Here is a 17,315-nt window from a genome sequence, read left to right as displayed (position 1 = left end):
CTTATTTTACAGGGTTCCGACGACTTTTCGGCTTTGTGAATAAATTCCAAAAAAACGGCTCGCTAAGTGGTCATTTGAGGGGCCTTGGGATGATGAAATCTGGTGAAGGAACCCGCGCAGCACTCAGCGAAAAGTTTAGCCCTGATTTGCGAATGCGTTATCGTTGAAGCGGTTATTGCGACTATTTCTCCATAACCACCAAGGGGCGCATGACAAAGGGAGTTGGGATCTCAGGATAAGGTTGGTTGCCTAAGACGGTCTAACAATGAGGCAAGTCATTGTCCTGCGCTGTTTAAGTCCCGAAGTGCCCTGCCACGGGTGATTTCAGAGCCTGCTGGGACTGGGGCCGTTTTGTGACCCAAAAGGACCAGCATTTCATGCCAAGCTTCGGGTGTGATCGCCGACGAATATCCGGCCTCGGCGCTGGCAACGGCCGCTGCGGTCTTTTGCACTGCATCAGGACCTGAGACACGAGATTGTAAAGTCTGTAGCCAGACTTTAGCCGTGGCTGTTTTCAATGGATGGTCCAGCCGGGCATCGTAATCGTGAAAAAAACCCTGTGTGGAGAAAACCTGCGCGGCGACGATGGAGGGATCATCCAGGGAGATATCCACATCATTAAAAAAGGTGATCATGGAGTGATTCGCAGAAAGTGTGCGGACGAGTCGCGCAGAATCCAGGGATGCGGGAGTGGTCCCGGTGTTTTTGGCGAGCGCACAGGCGTAACCGGCGGATTCTCCCACCTGCATCCAGGTGGGTTCAAGACGGATGGCTCCCCAGGCGACGTGTGTACTGCTGAGACAAACGGGGACGAGGAGATTATCCAGGTCTGGGGAAAGAAGTGCACGGTAAGGGATCTGGGCCGGGAATGTTTCGGCGTGAAGCATCATTTTACCTTCATCAAGGCTGCCCTGGGATTTACCTAGCGTGCAGGCATGGGCGTCCATGTACCAATCGGCGAAAGCAATGCTGTCATGTTGGATGGGAGTGCGGGAGGTTCCTTTGACAGGGGTGAAATCGTGCTGGCTGATGATGTGACGACCCGTTAGACGACGGGCTTCACGGACATAGAACTCATGTGGACGGTGGGCATTGTCCGCAAATTCGTCTTTGGCCAAGCCATAGGTGCTGAAAAAACGGCGGCGCTCCTCCGGCACGGCGGGATCGTTTTGCAGGTAGTAAAGAAGGCCCATGGTGGCCTGCCAGTGTTGCTCCATCACTTTCAGACGTGTGGGCCAGTCCCCTTCTACATAGGCCTGATGAGGGCCGACGAGTTGAGGGCGGTTCCAGCCGATCTTCTTGTTAGGCAACGGTGAGACAATCGAACCAAACTCCAGAGTGCTGAGGAATTCGGGATCGTAGTCTGCCGGTTTTTCCACAGGAAGACGATTGGAAGGATTTGAAGTGAGGATGGTGCGGTAGTTAAACGCCTGGACATTGAGGTCCCCTTCCCCCGTGCTTGCGGGCGAGACGATCTCCTGGAAACCGGGAAACTTGCGCAGATTTAACCGGTCATGCATGGCAGCCATTGAGGCAGCTTCGGGTGTGGGGGCGTCTTTGACAGGGCGGAGATAGATTTTACCGGCGTGGTGTTCGTTAAATTCAGCCCGAGATTCGCGTCCGACCCGGTAAGTCACTCCGGTAAGGGGCAACAGATCTCCTTCGTAAGTGCAGTCGGCAAAAAATCGCGCAACGAAGGTGCGAGTTTCTCTTCCTTGAAATTGCTGGAACGTGATGCCCTGGATCATGCGGTCTTCACGCATCACCGATGCGGGGACGTAACCTTTCAGGAGGGTGATGTTCTTTTCCCTAACCACAAGCTCCGTCAGAAACTTTTCTGCGATGCTTGGCTCGAAACGCCCATTGGTGTGCCCACTTTTACCTGGAAGCGCGGCGATGTGCTGAGATGAACCTTCACCGTAGGTCAGACGATAGTGCTCAATGATGGAGCGGCGCACTTCATCATAAATGGGGGAGCGCCTGCCTTCATATAATGTGTCCCAAACACCGAGACCGTTGGCGACGATGCCGCCCAGATGCTGGGTGCGATTGACCAGGAGGACGTTCAAGCCTTCACGCGCAGCACGGACGGCAGTGGCTATACCGCCGGGGGTGGCCTCAATGACGATGAGATCATAAGTGGCGGCAGGCGGCTCCGCTGCATGGATGGTGGACGCCGGTAAAAACCAGAGCGTCATATTTAAAAACAGGCTAACCAAAAGATGTTTCATAATGAAGCGAAGAGGGAGGCTGGTCACTGGTGGGAAGCCGGCATGACTTTAGCAGGCGGGCTAGGTGGTGACTCATGACCCGCAGCATCCAGAAAGGTGAGGGTGTAAACAGGATCTGTCCCTGAAGCGGGGGAGGCATCGATAAAGGAAGGTGCACGCAGGCCTTCAGGCGGAGCATCGCGGCTGGTGGCAATATAGGCATCGGGCTTGACACCGAGTTCCTTCAAAAGCTTGCCATCTCGATTGAGACGGATGGCGCGTAGGCCGCCTGCGAGTTCTGGAACAATACCCCAGTTCAGGCTGACAGTGCCGTCTGCCAAGCGGGTGGCGGTGAGGGTGGGGGCGATATGAGGAGGGGTGGAGGGGCTAAGCGTGCCCGTTTTGGAAAACTCTTGCCACAAGGCGGCAATCTCACGATTGGGCAGCCAGCCCAGCTCAGGATTCCGGGTGTTTTCAGGAGTGACCGGTAAAGTTTCTATGGAGGCCATGTCCACCAGCGCACCGGGCATTGTCTGACCCGACAAACGGGCGCTGAGCACCGCATCAAAGAACGGGATGACGAGCAGACGGGAGTCATCACAACCGTGCTCAGAGCGTGGATCAATGACCCGTGCAACGTGGCCACCGAGGGAGCGAAGGTCCTGACGCATGGCATTCATGGGCTCCCAGGAAACATAGTGACTGGAAGTGCGGGCAGTCTCCCGTTTTCCCCAAACAAAAAGCATGGGAATATCCTTGGCCAGTGGTGCAAAACTGGCGCGAAAGGCTGGATCACCAAACTGCTTGTGACATCCACCGCGAAAGGAGGCAGCAAGCACGCGCTGTGGATGACGGGTGATCATCTGCGCGGACCAACTGGAGCCACCGGAATGCCCCCACAGGACCCAGGGAACATCGGAGAGCTCCGGGCGCTTGGAACGTGTGGCGAAATCGCTCAGAGCTGTCAGGAGCGCACGTTCGGAGCCGCTATCGGGATTGTTCCATTCATCGCACTTGCCAGCGACTTGATATTGCGGTGACAGGAGCGCGAAATGATGCTTGCGGGCCAAGGCACGCCAGTGGAAATCATGGGTGACAGGCGGATGCTTGGCCGGTGAGGCATTGGTGCATCCGTGCTGGTGAATGATGACACCACGAACAGGCTGAGAAGGGTCCGCGAGCCAAAAAGAAAAATCGGCGAGCTGGAAGCGATCCCCTTCCCCAGGCTGCAACGGTAGCTCAAGAAAGAGACCGTCGGCATGGCTGACGCCAGGCTGGGCTAACAAGACAGATGACAATAAGCAACCTGTCAAAAGAACGGTGAACAATTTCATAAATACGCAATGCCTTTTACACAATGGTTGTGGTGTGGGGGTCAGGGCTGTGTGAGTTTTGACCACAACTGAACCAGAAACTCGCCACGTTTCATTCCCGTATCCTCCGATGTTTCGGCAGAAGCTTGATGAACGGCAATAGCGAGCTTTTCCACATCAAGCGTGCCGTTTTGAAGTTGATCAAATCCACCCTGCCAAACGGTTTTGAGGTGGGTGGATAAGGGTAGGTCCAACCCCGCGTTGTAATCGCTGAAGAAACCTTTGCTACCGAAGTATTGCGCGGCCATCACCTGAGGATCATTGGAGGCCACGTCCACGTCATTGAGGAACGTGATCATCATGCGGTTTTTAACGAGTGACTGGATCAGCAGTGCGGGATCTAGGAAAGCTGGTGCTTGGTTCTTTTTGACGGAAAGTGCGGCGGCAAAACCGGCGGATTCACCGAGCTGCATCCACACAGGCTCCAGGCGGACTGCGCCCCAGGCGACATGGGTGGCGCTGAGACAGACAGGGACGATGAGATTGTCCACGCCCTGTGGCAGCAGGCTGCGCCAGGGGATCTGCGCAGGTCGGGATTCCTCTGTCAGGATGAGCTTGCCATCATATGCATAGCCAGGGCTACGGTCCCAGGTGCAGTCGTGGGAATCCATGGACCAGTCGGTGATGGCGATGCTATCGGTCATTACAGGAGAGCGGCCATAAGCTGCGGCGAGGCGGTTGTCCTGTTCCTTGAACACGTAACGCCCAACGATGCGACGGCCTTCACGGACATACATTTCATAGGGGATGTGGCCGTTGTCTGGATATTCATCGAGAGGCAAACCTGACTGGCGATAACCGGCACGCTTGGCCTCGGACAGGGATTCGTCATTTTGAAGGAAATACATGAGGCCTAACGCGAAGTTCTTGTGGCGCTCGATGATCTTCTCACGCTCCGGCCAGGAGGCATCGGGATAGGCGTGATTTTCTCCGGGGAGGATGGGGTTATTAAACGTGCCTTTGCCATTGAGACGACCGCCGCCAAGGCCCTTGCGATAGTAGTTCACAAACTCTTCGCGATTGTAACCCGGGGGCTTTTCGGGAAGCAGGCGGTTGCCCTCTTCCTTGGTCAGGCAGAAACGATAATTGTAGGCCTGTACGGCTCCATCTGCGGTGAAGGGGCTATTGGGATCAATGGTCCCCTGGACGTGGCCGTAAGGGTGAATATTGAGAGTGCCATCCAACGCTTCTTTGGGACCTTTTTCGGAAGAGATGTTGGTGAATACTTTCCCTGCGTGCGGTTCACCGTATTCGTCACGGCCTTCACGACCGATACGATAAGGCACCTTAACCAGGGCGGCGAGATCCCCTTCATAGGTGGCATCTGCGAAGACTTTGCCTTTAACCTGGATGTCTTCTGATGTGCCATATTTACGAAGGGTGAGGCCTGTGAGAATGGCTGCATCCCGAGAGGAGTCCACAGGGTAATGAGAAAGCAGTGTGGTGATGTTCTTTTCAGCCGAGACCAGTTTGTTAAACAGGTGCTCTGCCACTGAGGACTCAAACAGGCTCATCGGATAATGAGTCTGGGTGAAACGCGCGGTTTTATACTGAGGCGAATCCTCGCCGTAGGTCTTCAAGTAATAGTCGCCGATCATGCCAGCGACTTCATTGAAAATGGGGGCGCGGTGGCCTGCGTATAGTGCATCCCATTGCATAAGCCCATTGGTGATCATGCCGCCGATGTGACGGTTGTGCTGAACGATGAGAACGGATAATCCCTCACGCGCAGCACGAACGGCGCAGGCAATGCCGCCGGGAGTTCCTCCGATGACGATGAGATCGTACGCTTGGCCATTCACCTGCCCCGCTTCCGCAGCACGCACAGGCTCCACCTGAAGAGGTTTTCGCTGCGGCGCGGGCGTGGCGGCAGGCAAGGATAGCAAGGCCGCGCATGAAAACAGGAAGATTGAGGCAAGGCGCAGATGAATGGTCATACAGGATACAAATAGGGCTTAACGATAAAGGGCGAGCTCCATCGAGCGAAGATCACAGTTGCCTTTTTTCCGATCAAGGTTGCTGATCTTGATGGTGTTTTTTCCTGCGATGATGCGGGCCAGAGGAACGGTATAAAACTTCAATACCTGGGGCGTGGGATAGGCGGAGTTTTGCGACACCGGGACGAAGAGTTCGGTTCCCTCATGAGCCAGGGGCTCCAAGGCTTCGCCATTCAGCCAGACACCTATTTGCAGTTTGGTGCAATCCAGCTTGGTCTCTATGCGCAGGATGGCTCGATCAAAGTGGACCTGAGTGGTGTCATCTGGGATGATGAGGTCGATTTCTTTGTCGTTCTTCGCGGGGAAAGTGCCGAAGCCGGGAGAGATCACATAATTTTTCGACGCCTGCCTGAGGAAATCGAGATCCGTGATCTGCTTGAGGCCTTCCGCCATCGCCAACCGCTTGTCGGAGGGAACGTAATCGTAATTAAAGAGGCTCAATCCATCCACACCTCGGGTGAAGAGATTCAGCGCCGAAGCTCGATAAGTTTCGAAGGTCGTATATCGGCGGCCGGAACCTTTGACTTGGCCTGACTCCTGGAAGGTGAGGTAGTTCATTTCCCCGTAAAGCTTGCCATAGCTGGTGGCAGCACGGAATCCTTCGATGCCCAGTTCGATGGTGTGGACATAGAACGAGGAAATATTGATCATCTCCACCAAATGCTGTTTGTCCCACTCGGGGATGTCCAGCCCGGCGGCCTCGCATTTGGCCAATGTTTCCGGAATGCGGATGCTTAGCTTGAGGGATTTTCCACGCTCGCGACCGATATCGTTCATCATGGTCTTGATTCGCTTTACGAATGCGGTCATTACGCCGCGTCCTTCTTCCAGATCAGCGCTGCGGAAGAACTTGGGAAAACGTTGGAAATCGAGTTCGACGCCATCCACATCGTAGTTTGTGCAAAGCTCTTTCACAATGGAGAAGAAGTATTCACGCACTTCTGGGACCATGTAGTTGAAGAGCCGGACATTGTCTCCGCCCTTGGCTGGAGGGATCTCAGAATCGCCTAGCCAGTATTCGGGATGCTCCCGCCAGATGGCATTGTGAGTTGGCCATGCGAGATCAGCCACGTAGTGCTGATCATTCATCCGATAGCAGATGAAAAAATCCTTTTTGTTACGCCGACAGGCTTCCAGAGTCTCCTTCACCGGATCACCACCGCCGTGGATGTAGGCCATCATCCTGTCGAAGGACGGGAACTTGGATGACTGGCCTGGCGTGTATTTTTTCCACTGAGGATCAATCTCCGAAGGATACAAATTGGTGCGCCACATGGTCGGGCAGCACATGACTGCATCCACATCGGTGTCCTTCAACTTGTCAATGAATGAGCCGATGTATTCCGGGTTGTTGTCCTTTTTTCCCGCGACGACCAACAGTTCGTGATTGAAGATACACTTGTAGTTAGTTGACGCTACTGTGGGATGAAAGCGCGGGGCATTCTCGTCACTTTGAGCAATGGCAGGCAAAGCGCTGGTCACGAGCGCACTTGAAGAAAGCTTGAGAAAGCTTCGGCGGGAAGGAGTCATGGTTGGAAAGTTTGCTTGTGATCGGCGAGATCAATTAATCACGTAGCTAAACAGATCCCCATTGTTGAGATGAAATCTGAGGCGAATGGGGACACCCGCAGGAAGGGCTTCCGTCTGCTTCCATTGAACGGGCAGCTTTACGGAATCCTGCTTTTCAATGAGGCTGATTTCCTTTTCATAACCTGCGATGACCTCACCCGCAGCATCCAGGACTTCCACCATGAGGCTGCCATTCTTTACATCGGCATTGATGTGAAGGCGCTGTCCCTCTGGGATAAAAGCGTGAGTTTCGAGGGTGCCTGATTTCTCTTTTGCCTGCAACGAAGCCAGGCCATCGATACGCCAGACTGCCCGGGCGATGGACTGTTGTTTTTCAGGTCCAAGACCTCCATGAGGCGTGGTCACGGCGGTGTAATACATCCACATTTCATCGCCGACAAAAACGGGTGTATTGCAGAGGCCAAAGATGCTCCCTGAATCATATGGATGCGGTCCCAAAGGAATGACTGGACTGCGATCCGAACACCGGTGCCAATGGCGACCATCGCGACTATGGACCAACTGCACATCCAGGATTCCAGTGGCGGATCTTTTCCGTCCATCGACCTCATCGTTGCCAAACAAAGCCGAGGGTGGTTCAACTCTTCGGAAAGGCGTGGCAAACCCAAGCCACTGACCGGCATAGGCAAAGGCAGAGAGATTGTAAAATTCTGAATAGGTACCGCCTTTGAGTTTACGAGCAGCACGGTTGTCCATTTCATCTGCCACCATGACGGGCTGAGGTTCGGACCAGTTTTCCATGTCTTTGCTGACCGATAGGAAGACCTGACGTATGCCCAGCACTCGGGGATCGCCCTGCCGCTTGTGAAAGGCGAGGTATTCGCCAGTCACCGGATCCTGCGACAGGGTGATGGTGTCGCAGCCAAGCAAAATAGGTTCGGGTTCAATTGTCCAACGCAGGCCGTCGGCTGAATACGCCGAATAATATAGACGATGGTCTTTGTCCCGATACCAATCGACCAATTCAAACTTATCCTTCAGTCTTTGAAGCTTGGCTTCATCGACACCCTTGCTTGCATTGCCGACTGCCTTGTATCGCTTTTGAGGATCGGTTTCGAATTTGTCCTCAATGATGCTGTGACTGTGCAGGTGAAGATTTATTTCGTTATTTTTTCCCATGATCTTGAGAATAGGCCGTTCCCACTGAACGCCGTCTTGGGAGGTGGCGAAAAGCACGCTGCCGGAGTCAGCATACCACATCCTGAAGGACCCTGTTTTTTCATCGCGCAGCACCGTCCCATAAATGTTGACGCGCTTGTCCAGGAAACCTTCTTTATCCTTTATTTCCCAAGGCATTTCCGCCTCCAGGACAGGACGTTCAAGCTTCTTTGCAGGATGAACAACTCTTGTTAGGCCTCGTTTCTTTTTGATCATCAGATCGTCAACGAAAAGCTGCTTTTCTCCCTTTTTGAGCAAAGGCGCAGCCGGACGGGTGGATGTGCTCTGTTGAGAAAACAAAAGCACGGGACTTAACATGGCTAAGCCGAAGCTTAGAACCGGGATTTTTAGTGATGGAGGAAATATCATGGAAAGGAAGGTTGTGGCCTTGGATAACAGCTATTTTAAGCGCCAAGCTTCGCCGAAATGGAAGGTATCGGCATCTTTGAGGTCGAGGTTGTGATGACTGTAATAGGAGCGCGACGTCTCCATTCGCGGCCAGTCAAGTTCCACTCCCTGGCGCTCCAGTTCCCGCTGGAAATCGGTGAGATGCGCTGCGGTGTTGCGGACTTGGCGTGGTGAGAGTTTACGGTCCAGACAAAAGGCAGCCAGAGCACCGGCGGACTCGCCAATATTCCACTCCGTTGGATGGACGCGAAAAGCACCGTTGGTGATGTGGGTGACCCCAAGGTTTTTGCAGGCGGGCAGAAGGTTTTCCACCCGGACAGGGATGAGCGCACCAAGCGGAATCTGCTGTAACCAATGTTTACCATGAGCGACCTCCGTAATGCTGGGTTTACCCGGAGCTGTGGGCTTGTGAATGTCCACCCGATAGCCGCTAAGGCCGACGCTATCATGGTACTTTAAAGGGCCATCTTTCGTCTCTGGCTGATCCGTACGGAAATGCTGCTCCAGCACGGTGAACTCCGCTTTGATGCGACGTGATTCGCGAATGTACGGTGCCTGAGCAAGACCATCCTCGGTGCCGAAGAAATCACCACGTGGACGCAAACCAGGATAACCCTGCCCCCCGGTCGCAGGATTGGGGGCTTCCGTCTGAAGCCAGTGAATGGTGCTGAGACTCAACTGGCGTGCGGCATCGAGATGCTTGCGCCGTTCCTCAGGAGAAACGCCGCAAAGCACACCGAGATGATACTCATTGGTCGGCCAGATGGCCACGGTCACATCGCTCGGGAAAGCGCCAGGCACAAAATTGCTCTGGCAGAGCATCCGGCGAAAATTCCAGGTGCTGGCTACGTAGCTTCCTGCTTTAGGAACGCGGCCCAGGTGGTCATGCTGAGCCCCAAAAAGATCCGGCAGGGTCAGCTTTGGAAAATCGCCGCGATGACTCTTCGCCTGTTTCCAGAAATCGTAGTCGCGTGGTTTCGGGATGATGTGCTCCTCGCCAGGGAGGTGATCGAGTGCAAAGACATGGGTGAAGACCATTTGCTCATGCGGCTCGGCAGGTCCGTCCACAGCCAGTGGCTCTCCGGTCTCAGACTGTGACTCAGCGCCGATGACCGATTCGATCTTACCCAGTTCCAGCAAATCTCCCAGCTCGGTGGCATCCAGGATGTAAGGGGCCGTGAGCGTGCGATCCACTTGCTGAATCTCATCCCTTACTGTGACAGAGCGGGCGTAATCACCGTCCATCGACACAGAGACTGGCAGATGGCGAAGGAGGATCACGATGCGCCCGGCGGAAAGATGTGGAGCCAGCATTTCGTAAAGCACCGCCAGACCGACGCGCGGCTCAAAACAAAGCTTGCTGACCCAACCCGCACCTGGATTGAGGTAGCGGTCGGCCCGCGCTTCCGCAGTGAGAGGGTAATGGCTACGATAGTAGTCACGCACACCTTCCCTGAAATCTGCATAACTTTGAGTGCGACCAAATTTCTCGCTCCAGGGATGTTCATCAAGAGGGATACCCTGGGCGGTGGCCTGACCGCCGATCCAGGTGGTTTCCTCAGTGAGAATGACCCGCTTGCCCATACGGGCGGTAGCCAGCGCCGCGGCCACTCCGCCGAGGCTGCCGCCAATCACGACTACATCCGCCTGCATTTCACGACCGATGGTCGTTCCGGGAATCTCAGACTGAATTTGCGCACCAAGCTGCGGCAGAAAAGCCATGCCTGGAGCGGCTGTCATCAGGGTCTGCAAAAAGTTGCGGCGGGAGTGGCGAGAAAGAGTCATGGCTGGTTAAAAAGCGGAAATACAAAGGAGTCCGAGATCCCCAAGACGACGAACGAAGTGGTGGGGAGAGGGCGATATTAGGGGTGGGTGAGTTTAGCAAACAATGCGCTCAAAAACGCCCCGCGAGTCTCCGAGGTGGCGGGCGACTCCTGCGCCTCAGCCACCTGAATGATCTTGGCCAGTTGTATTGGGTCCAAGGCACCTGATTGGAGCTTCGTGGCAGCGTCCTGCCACACAGCCTTTACAGCCTCAGAAAGAGGGGCTTCCAGTCTGGCATTGTAACCGGCAAAAAAGCCCTTGGTTCCGAAATACTGAGACGCGGCCACCTGGGGAGCATCGGAGGTGATGTCCACATCATTGAAAAAGCTGATGGTGGTGTGGCTGGTCGCGAGTTTGCGGACCAAAAGGTCAGGGTCCAGTGCGCCTAGAGTGGTATTTCCCTGCGCTGCAAGTGCGGCGGCGTATCCGGCGCTTTCTCCCAGCTGCATAAAGACTGGCTCAAGCCGCACGGTGCCCCAGGCCACATGGGTGGCGCTGATACAGATGGGAACGATGAGATTGTCCAGTTGCTCCGGCAACAAGCAGCGGTAAGGAATCTGACCGGGGAATGTCTCTTGATGCAACATGACCTTACCCTCCTCCAACATTCCAGCGATGCGGGCTGGTGTGCAGGAATGACTGTCCATGTACCACTCCGTCATTGCCACACTGTCAGCATGTGCCGGGGCACGATCCAGGCCAGGGGGCAACGTGGCATCGTGCTGGGTATAAATCGCGCGGCCTTTGATACGACGGAGCTCGCGCACATACATTTCATAAGGGCGATGGCCGTTATCGGCAAACTCGTCTTTGGCCAGTCCATATTCCAACCATGCCTTCCTCACAAGCAGAGGCACAGTGAGGTCATTCTGTAAAAAGTACAGCAGTCCCAGAGTGGCTTCCCAATGCTCGTCCATGATGCGCTGCCTCTCCTCCCAGGTGGCATCTACATACGCCGTTTGACGGCCCACGATCTGCGGACGGTTCCAACCAAACTTTCCGTTAGGTATGGACTCCACGCCAGAAAAGATCTCCAGCGATTTGAGAAAGTATTGATCATAATTCGCCGGCTTCTCAATCGGCACGCGGTTGGCAGGATCTGTTGTCAGCATGGTGCGGTAGTTGCAAGCCTGCACCGCAGGATCCGCAGCGCCGGTGCTCTGCGGCAACAGGATCTGCTGAAAGCCGCTGAACTTGCGCAGATTCAAGGCATCACGCAGCTTCGACAGCCTGGCTGTTTCCGCATCTGGAGCCTCCATCACCGGCCGCATAAAAATGAGACCGGCGTGAGGTTCATTGAATTCGGAGCGTGCTTCTCGCGCAATGCGATAAGGAACTTTGGCCAGTGCCGCAAGATCGCCCTCATAGGTGCAATCAGCGAAGGTTTGTGCCTGGACGGTAAGCTCGTCCTGGCTGCCCACTGCTTTCAGGGTCACTGATTTCACCAAAGCGCCTTCAACCGAAACTGACGCGGGAATGAAGTTTTTCAGAACCGTGATGTTCTTTTCACGGGCCACAAGGCCGTTGAAAAACTGTTCCGCAATATGCGGTTCATAGCGGCCATTTGTATGACCTGTCTTGCCTGGCAATGCATCGCGATACTGCTGCGAATCCTCACCATAAGTCGTGCGATAATGCTCAAGAAAAGCGGCGCGTGTCTCATCGTAAATAGGCGAGCGTTTCCCCTCCCATTGCGAATCCCAAACGCCTAAGCCGCTAGACATAATGCCTCCGATATGCTCGTGACGGTTAACTAAAAGTACGGTCAGACCTTCGCGGGCACCACGCACCGCACAGGCGATGCCTCCAGGTGTGCCACCGATGACGACGAGATCATAACTGCGAACAGGATCCGCCGCAGTGGCAATGCTGCCTAGAAAGGCAAAAAGAAGTGTGATTAATTTCATGTGGGGAAAAATTTACTGTTGGTCTGAGGTGAAATAAAAGCTGTAAAGCTTGGCGCGTGCGCCTGTGAAGATGAGTCGGACATCGCGGCCTTGAAGAGAAACCAAATTAGAGCCGCCTTTCCACGTCACCCGTGCATGGGTGGAATTGGTGCGTAAAATTTCACAATCTTCAGCACTGAATCCTTCGATGACATTGCCTTCCGCATCAGCCAATCCAGCGCGTAGGGTGCCAAGAACTGACGTGTCCACATTGAGTGCAAGCTGCGAGCCGTCCACCTTCACTGGTGCCGTCATTGCACGGCCACCTTCGGCTTCAAAGTCCAATGAAACGAATCCGTCCACACGCTGGACATAACGGAAAATGAGACCGTCAGCTTTTTGTTTGCGAGATTCACTGTCACCGTGAATCGAGTAGAAACCTGTGCCGTATTGCCAGAGTTCGTCACCACGCACGACGAGGTTAGGTCCCATAAATACCATGCCTTCGCTGCCACTCCCCACGATGCCTGGATTGGCATAGGATTGACGATCATAACGATGCCACTGGAAACCATCACGACTGCCGACGAACTGGACATCCAACCGGCCTTTTTTACGGGCGTCTATGCGTTGGAAAAACGAAGGAAAGCCCACATACCAGCGCGGATCCAGCGGATAGGGTTGAGCTGAAATGGTATAGACATCGCTGTTGGGTGGATCTGCTTCGTCGGTGGCGAGTACCTTGGGGAATTCGGTATCGATCACAGCCGGATTTTCTTTTCCCCACAAACGTCGGCTTTTTTCAGTGGGCACCACCGCCAGTGGGGAAGTGAGGCTGGGTAGATCAACACGCACCACCGTACGATAGAGGTAACTGTCTGCACGCTGCTCCCAGCCCCGCAAGTAGAGCGCGTATTTTCCTACCCGCTCATCCCAGAACGTCACGGCTTGGCTATCGGCACCGAATTTTACTAACGGCTCCGCATCGCGTTTCCAGCACAGACCATCGGGAGAATAAAACCGGACCATGCCGCCGTCTTTCTCGAGGAGATGGGTCAGGTAGATGTAGCGCTCATCCGCAGGCGCGCGCTCATCGCGATAAACCGTGCCCTCCAGGGAACTCATGCCGACGAGATTGTTATCCGTGCTGCCTTCGTATTCGACAATGTCCAGGTTAGGCTTGATCCAGTTCACTCCGTCGGTGGACTCTGCATAGGCCACATTGGGCACGTTATTTTTGTCCCGGCAGATGTACCACATGCGCACCTTGTCGCCTTCATCCAGGACGGTCAGGAAAAGGCTGATCATGAGCTGCTCCCAGGGCTTGTCTGGACGGATGACGACTTCCCGCTGCTGCGGTGGATTCACATGCAAGGCCACTTTTTCCGACTTCTCCACAAAAGCGGGATCCAGAAACAGGTGGCGAAGTGGCTGCGCAGTCATCTGTCCAGCCAGCCCGTGAAGGCAGCCTAACAAAATCATAAACACATGGGGGGAGTATTTTTTCATGGGGTAACAGTCTTCTTCATCACCACATTGCCGACGAGGCTATTTCCATCGTCTTGATCCGTGATCGGGCTGGCGGTCACATTGTCACGGATGATGTTATCCTTGGCACCAGGAGCGATTTTAAGCGTGCCGTTCACATGCGTATTGCCTGTCCAGATCCACTGGCTCGCATTGAGAGTGCATACTCCAGCCTTGCGCAGCACATTGGCCCGGACCATCACATGGCTGGACATCATCTTCCCTTGTGATTCGGAAAGAAGATCCCCTTCACAGATGTTGTCAGCGAAGACGATGTCTTTGATCGTTGTCTTGTCGGGCATGCGCTTATCAAATAACTGGACATCACCATCGAACACATTGCTGGTGAAAGTGAGGCCTTCATAGACACAAGAAAGGGCGTCAATATTCGTCAGGAAAGAGACCGTACATTTAGAAGGAGTGCTCTGGTTGCGGAAGATGTTTCCAGTCACCCCAACGTCCGAGATTCTCGTGTGAAGCCGCTTCGGTTCGGTGCGCAAGAGGAGGCAGGTCGCCATCTGGGCATGATCGCGGCCCGGCATCGGCTCGACGTGGTTGCCGCTGACGCGGATGTGATGGGAGCCTTCGCTGACGTTGATACCGGTCCGGGTAAAAAAGACGACGTTATCGCGAATCTGCACATTACGGGTGCCGAAGATCACCTGCGGCCCGTCCACAGTATTGATGATGTGATTGTCCGCAATGAGTCCGCCATTGCATTCGCCCAGTTCAATCGCCTTGTTGCCACAGGTATCGATGAAGTTGTGATGCACCTGCCAGTTCTTGAACTGGGCGACGATCCGGTCAGCCTGCATGTAAAAGGCAGTCGCCTTGGTGCAGCCGACCGCCTGTTTCGCATCATAGATCCAGCAGTGGCGGACGGTGATGTTGTCGCAGGACAGCAGGAGCGATTCAGGGGCATCCAGGCGCGCGTTGAACCCCATGATGGAGCCGCCGCCGATGGCCTTGTCATTGCCGGTGTAACGCAGATTTTCGATGACGACATTGTGTGCTGGCACCGCGTCCGTGCCGATACGCACGGGATAATAACGCTCAGGATTAGAGGGCGTCTTTGGATCAAGATAAATGTGCGTCGCGTGCCCCTGGCCGCGCAGGGTCACGTTGCTTTTGATGACAACGGTTTGCTCCCCCTGCTTGCGGGACAGCTTAAAGTCCCCTGCCCCGAGCAGCACCACCCCGCCGCCTCTTGTGGAGACCTTGTCGATGGCAGCTTGAAGCACATCGTCGGCGCTGACATCGGGTCCGGGTGCTGAGACCCGCACTTCAAACCCACTGGCAGGTTGAGCCAAGATTGGGTCAGATTCGGTCGGACCGACGGCTCCAATGGGACTGCCAATGAAGGCGAATAAAGAGGTAAGGACGATGGCTTTTTTCATAACTTACTGCGGATTCAGGGCATTCCACATCTCCAGCAGCGCCGCGCCGCGTGTTTGTTTTGTTTTGGGAGTTTGTTTCGCTGCGGCGACGTGAACGGCTTTGGCGAGTTGTATGGATTTTAGTATTCCTTTTTTGAGCTGCTCAAACCCGCCGTCCCAAGCAGCTTTTTCACCCTCGGTAAGCATGTCATCCAAACGCCCATCGTAATCGCTGAAAAAGCCCTTCGTTCCGAAGTATTGCGCAGCCGGCACCCGAGGATCGTCCGAGGCCACATCCACATCATTGAAGAAGCTGATCATGACATGGCTGATGGCGAGCCGCTGTTGGAGTTGATCCACGCTCACCTGGGCTGGCGCTATGTCTGCCTGATTGGCGAGAACAATGGCCCAGGCAGCCGATTCTGCGAGATGCATCCAGGTGGGCGGGAGACGGATAGCTCCCCAGCCAACGTGAGTGGCTGATAGCGTGGTGACGACGACCAGATTTTCATATTCCTGAGGGAGGAGCGAGTTCCACGGCACTTGGCCGGGACGGGAGACTTCCATTTGAAAAAGCTGCCCATCACAAAGCGAATCGCCGAGGCGCTCGGTGGTGCAGGCCAATGAGTCGAGAGAAAATTCGGTGATGCCGATGGAGTCGGTATGAACCGGTGCGCGCCCAAGGCCTGGGGATAGCAGTGCATCGTTTTCTGTGAAAACAGCACGGCCCACCAGACGCCGCGCTTCCCGCACATAGAGTTGTGAAGGAATGTTGTCCGTATCGGCAAACTCGTCCTTAGCCAGCCCCCACTCACGGGCCTTGGACCGCAGTGCATCGGGCATGCCAGGATCGTTTTGCAAAAACCACATGAGGCCAAGCGCATGGTCGCGATGTTGCTTTTCGATCAGTCGGCGCGTCGCTTCATCCGCTTCAGGATAGGCTTTGCCGCCACCTGTGAGATTGGTAGCATTCCAACTGCGCTTTCGGTTAGGCAAAGCGTGCCCATGGAAAATGTGGTCACGCTCCACCATCTCCTGGAGGGGATAGATCTGGAAACGATGATGAAACGGCAGTGACAGGCGCGCTTTTTCTTCGACGCTCAGCAGGATAGGCGCAAAGCGAGCGCGGTCATAGCCGACAGGAGGAGAATCGAGAAGGCGGCGGTTCGCGGGATCATCGGTGATGCAGAGCCTGTAGCTGTAGGATTGGATGTTATCGTCTCCCTCGCCCGTGCTCCCTGGCAGAGGATCAGAAGTCGTGGCTCCAGAGATGACCAGATTCAGACGTCCCTCCACTGCGGCGAGAGGATGCTGACCGGTGAGCCAATGAGTGAAGACCCGCCCCGCACGTGGCTCATTATATTCAGAGCGGGATTCGCGCCCGACGCGATATTTCACCCCGGCAGCGGCCATGAGGTCACCTTCGTAACCAGCTTCCATGAATGAACGGGCAGCCAATCTTAGCGTCTCGCTTTTATTCATGGCGACAAACTGCACGGCGGTGATGAGTTTGCCCTCTTTCTCCACTTTGGTGGGAGTAAACTCGCGATATACCTTGATGCGCGATTCTGCGGCAAGCATTCGCTCAAGGATCGCCTCCGCCACTTGAGGTTCATAAGTGATCATGCGTCCACCAGCACATGCACGGTAGTTATCTGAATCCTCGCCATCCTTGGCTCGGTAATGGGCCTTCACTTTAGCCACAAACTCATCAAGCAAGGGGGCTCGATTTCCCGCATAGTGCGTCTCCACCGCGCCGAGTGAAGGCAGGCTGCCACCCAGATGCTTGCTGCGAGAAACGAGCGCGACATTCAGCCCCTCTCGGGCTGCCCTGACCGCCGCTACAATGCCTGGAGCGGTGCCGCCAAAGACCACGAGGTCATAAGTGCGCACCGGTTCAGCAGCAGAGGCGATGCTGACAATAAAAGCGAGAATGAGGATGAGGGGCGGCTTCATGAAACTGGCA

Annotated in this window: 10 protein-coding genes; all 10 read right to left on the bottom strand. The window is 54.9% G+C overall.

The features are described 5' to 3' along the window. Window positions 1-275: 275 nt before the first annotated feature. The 10 genes from EI77_RS19760 to EI77_RS19715 all read right to left on the bottom strand — a co-directional run bounded on the left by EI77_RS19760 (window position 276) and on the right by EI77_RS19715 (window position 17,305). Window positions 276-2,231 (bottom strand): FAD-dependent oxidoreductase, encoded by a 1,956-nt coding sequence (locus EI77_RS19760; RefSeq protein WP_133797033.1) that lies wholly within the window; start codon window positions 2,229-2,231, stop codon window positions 276-278. Window positions 2,232-2,254: 23 nt separating this feature from the next. Beyond that, complete coding sequence (locus EI77_RS19755) at window positions 2,255-3,544, bottom strand: alpha/beta fold hydrolase (RefSeq protein ID WP_133797032.1); 1,290 nt, start codon at window positions 3,542-3,544, stop codon at window positions 2,255-2,257. Window positions 3,545-3,585: 41 nt separating this feature from the next. Further along, complete coding sequence (locus EI77_RS19750; RefSeq protein WP_166647385.1) at window positions 3,586-5,460, bottom strand: FAD-dependent oxidoreductase; 1,875 nt, start codon at window positions 5,458-5,460, stop codon at window positions 3,586-3,588. Window positions 5,461-5,538: 78 nt separating this feature from the next. Continuing rightward, window positions 5,539-7,110: a family 10 glycosylhydrolase gene (locus EI77_RS19745; RefSeq protein WP_133797030.1), complete on the bottom strand. Its 1,572-nt coding sequence runs from the start codon at window positions 7,108-7,110 to the stop codon at window positions 5,539-5,541. 30 nt (window positions 7,111-7,140) lie between these two features. Further along, window positions 7,141-8,646, bottom strand: coding sequence for a glycoside hydrolase family protein (locus tag EI77_RS19740; RefSeq protein ID WP_133797029.1), 1,506 nt, complete (start codon window positions 8,644-8,646; stop codon window positions 7,141-7,143). 81 nt (window positions 8,647-8,727) lie between these two features. Then, window positions 8,728-10,389, bottom strand: a complete 1,662-nt coding sequence (locus EI77_RS19735; protein WP_425606562.1) for an FAD-dependent oxidoreductase — start codon at window positions 10,387-10,389, stop codon at window positions 8,728-8,730. A 209-nt stretch (window positions 10,390-10,598) separates the two neighbouring features. After that, the gene (locus EI77_RS19730) at window positions 10,599-12,467 is read right to left on the bottom strand and encodes an FAD-dependent oxidoreductase (RefSeq protein ID WP_133797028.1); all 1,869 of its coding nucleotides are present in this window, start codon (window positions 12,465-12,467) and stop codon (window positions 10,599-10,601) included. A 12-nt stretch (window positions 12,468-12,479) separates the two neighbouring features. Further along, window positions 12,480-13,955, bottom strand: a complete 1,476-nt coding sequence (locus EI77_RS19725; protein ID WP_133797027.1) for a hypothetical protein — start codon at window positions 13,953-13,955, stop codon at window positions 12,480-12,482. Beyond that, complete coding sequence (locus tag EI77_RS19720; RefSeq protein ID WP_133797026.1) at window positions 13,952-15,370, bottom strand: right-handed parallel beta-helix repeat-containing protein; 1,419 nt, start codon at window positions 15,368-15,370, stop codon at window positions 13,952-13,954. The genes EI77_RS19725 and EI77_RS19720 overlap by 4 nt, the downstream gene beginning before the upstream one ends. A 3-nt stretch (window positions 15,371-15,373) precedes the next feature. After that, a complete protein-coding gene (locus EI77_RS19715) occupies window positions 15,374-17,305 on the bottom strand; it encodes an FAD-dependent oxidoreductase (protein WP_166647384.1) in 1,932 nt (643 codons plus the stop codon). Window positions 17,306-17,315 lie beyond the last annotated feature (10 nt).

The organism is Prosthecobacter fusiformis, assembly GCF_004364345.1.
Lineage (GTDB): Bacteria > Verrucomicrobiota > Verrucomicrobiia > Verrucomicrobiales > Verrucomicrobiaceae > Prosthecobacter > Prosthecobacter fusiformis.
Note: the sequence above shows the minus strand (reverse complement) of the source record. Positions and strands in the feature narration are given on the sequence as shown.

Excerpts from the sequence above, each read along its gene's own strand:
- EI77_RS19735 (WP_425606562.1), bottom strand. The coding sequence starts at position 10,389 with ATGCAGGCGGATGTAGTCGTGATTGGCGGCAGCCTCGGCGGAGTGGCC.
- EI77_RS19745 (WP_133797030.1), bottom strand. The coding sequence starts at position 7,110 with ATGACTCCTTCCCGCCGAAGCTTTCTCAAGCTTTCTTCAAGTGCGCTC.
- EI77_RS19740 (WP_133797029.1), bottom strand. The coding sequence starts at position 8,646 with ATGTTAAGTCCCGTGCTTTTGTTTTCTCAACAGAGCACATCCACCCGT.
- EI77_RS19715 (WP_166647384.1), bottom strand. The coding sequence starts at position 17,305 with ATGAAGCCGCCCCTCATCCTCATTCTCGCTTTTATTGTCAGCATCGCC.
- EI77_RS19730 (WP_133797028.1), bottom strand. The coding sequence starts at position 12,467 with ATGAAATTAATCACACTTCTTTTTGCCTTTCTAGGCAGCATTGCCACT.
- EI77_RS19755 (WP_133797032.1), bottom strand. The coding sequence starts at position 3,544 with ATGAAATTGTTCACCGTTCTTTTGACAGGTTGCTTATTGTCATCTGTC.
- EI77_RS19725 (WP_133797027.1), bottom strand. The coding sequence starts at position 13,955 with ATGAAAAAATACTCCCCCCATGTGTTTATGATTTTGTTAGGCTGCCTT.
- EI77_RS19760 (WP_133797033.1), bottom strand. The coding sequence starts at position 2,231 with ATGAAACATCTTTTGGTTAGCCTGTTTTTAAATATGACGCTCTGGTTT.
- EI77_RS19720 (WP_133797026.1), bottom strand. The coding sequence starts at position 15,370 with ATGAAAAAAGCCATCGTCCTTACCTCTTTATTCGCCTTCATTGGCAGT.